The 2,208-nt window shown below is 74.6% G+C and carries 1 protein-coding gene and 1 pseudogene; both read left to right on the top strand.

What is annotated here, in order from left to right:
* Positions 1 to 389, top strand: a pseudogene (locus DKL51_RS36815) (hypothetical protein); the annotation flags it as partial.
* Positions 390 to 537: 148 nt separating this feature from the next.
* The coding region (locus DKL51_RS31380; RefSeq protein WP_260428744.1) for a DEAD/DEAH box helicase at positions 538 to 2,208 on the top strand (1,671 nt) is incomplete at its 3' end.

Genomic DNA, 2,208 nt, shown 5'->3' with positions numbered 1-2,208 from the left:
GGCCCCCGCCCACCAACCCCGCTGACCACCGGGACGGGTCCGGCGGGCGCGGCGCGGTCCCGCCGTACCCGACGAGCGCGGCGCGACCGGTCTCGGTGCCCTACCAGGGCGGTCCCGACCTGGCCAGCGTCGCCTACGGCGGCACCGACGGGCCCGGCTTCACCACGGTGTCGCTGCCCGGCAACCCGGCGGAGAACACCGGCTCGCTGACCGGGCACATCCTCGCCCAGGGGTGGTCGGAGGACAGCCGGACGACGCGGTCCAGCACCAGGCGGGTGGTGATCGTGCTGGCCGCCTCCCTGGGTCTGCTGGTGGCGATCAGCGTGCTCGTGGTGCTGCTCGCCGACGACGCGGTGAGCGGGCTGACCGGCAACCTGCTGACCAAGTGACGGGCCGGGCGGGAGTCGGGGTGAGCCCGCCCACTACGGCTTCGCGGTGCGGTGCCGCGTTCGCCGCGCCGCCGTACACTTGTGGAGATCACTGACCTGGCGCGCGTGTCGCGCGCCCATGGGCGATCTTGCGGGCGATTCGGCGGCAATGAGCTGCGGCGGGCCATCGCGAAGATGCGCCCCGCTCGAAAGGCATTTCTTGACCACCTTTGCTGACCTCGGCACGTCCCCGTCCGCATCCGACACCCCGGTGGAGCAGACCACCGCTGTCGACACCCCCGACTTCGCCGCGCTGGGGCTCCCCCGGCCGCTCGTGACCGCGCTCGCCCGGCAGGGCATCACCACCCCGTTCGAGATCCAGCGGGCCACCGTGCCGGACGCCCTGGCCGGCCGGGACGTCCTCGGCCGCGGCCAGACCGGCTCCGGCAAGACCCTCGCCTTCGGCCTGCCGGTGATCGCCCGGCTCGCCGACCGCAACCGGGCCCGCCCGCTGCACCCGCGCGCCCTCGTGCTGGTGCCCACCCGGGAACTCGCCATGCAGGTCAACGACGCGCTGATGCCGCTCGGCAAGTCCGTCGGCATCTTCCTGAAGACCGCCGTCGGCGGCGTGCCGTACGACCGGCAGATCGACGCGCTCCGCCGGGGCGTGGAGATCATCGTGGCGACTCCGGGCCGGCTCGGCGACCTGATCGAGCGCGGCGTCTGCAACCTGGACGACGTCGAGATCACCGTGCTCGACGAGGCCGACCAGATGGCCGACATGGGCTTCCTGCCCGAGGTCACCCAGCTGCTGGCGAAGACCCCCGCGGACGCCCAGCGGCTGCTCTTCTCGGCCACCCTGGACGGTGACGTCGACTCGCTCGTCAAGCGGTTCATGACGGACCCGGTCACCCACTCGACCGCGCCGGCCACCGCCGCTGTCTCCACCATGGACCACCACCTGCTGCTGATCCCGCCGCACGACAAGTTCGCGGTGGCGGCCTCGATCGCCGCCCGTTCCGGCCGGACCATGCTCTTCGCCCGTACCCAGCTCGGGGTCGACCGGCTCGTGGAGCAGCTCGCCGCGGCGGGCGTACGCGCCGGTGGGCTGCACGGCGGCAAGACCCAGCGGATGCGGACGAAGACCCTGGCCGAGTTCCGGGAGGGCCGGATGAACGTGCTGGTCGCCACCGATGTGGCGGCCCGCGGCATCCACGTCGACGGGGTCACGCTGGTGCTGCACGTCGACCCGCCGAAGGACCCGAAGGACTACCTGCACCGCGCGGGGCGTACCGCCCGGGCCGGTGAGTCGGGCGCGGTGGCCACCCTGGTGCTGCCGAAGCAGCGCCGGACCACCCTGGCCATGCTGGAGAAGGCCGGCGTCGAGCCGGAGGAAACCCGGGTCCGCGCGGGCGACCCGGCGCTGGCCGAGCTGACCGGCGCGCGGGAGCCCAGCGGGGTGCCGGTCCGCGAGGAGCCGCAGGAGCAGCGCCGGTACGGTGACCGCCCGTCCGGCTCGCGCCGCTTCGGCGACCGGGACGGCCGCGGCGAGCGTCGTTCCTTCGACCGGGAGGGCCGCAGCTCGTTCAACCGGGACGGTCGGGGCTCGTTCAACCGGGACGGTCGGGGCTCGTCCGACCGGGACGGCCGCGGCGAGCAGCGCTACGGCCGCCCGGCGGGTGAGGGCCGCTTCGGTGACCGGGACGCGCGCGGTGAGCGGCGCTTCGGCGACCGCGAGGTCCGCGACGACCGGCGCTACGGGGACCGGCGCGCCGGCGGTCGGCCGCGCGGAACTCCCCGCCACGCTCACCGAAGCGGCGCTCGCCCCGGGAGTCCCGGT

This window comes from Micromonospora globispora (assembly GCF_003857015.1).
Lineage (GTDB): Bacteria > Actinomycetota > Actinomycetes > Mycobacteriales > Micromonosporaceae > Micromonospora > Micromonospora globispora.
This window is presented reverse-complemented; position numbering and strand designations above follow the sequence as displayed.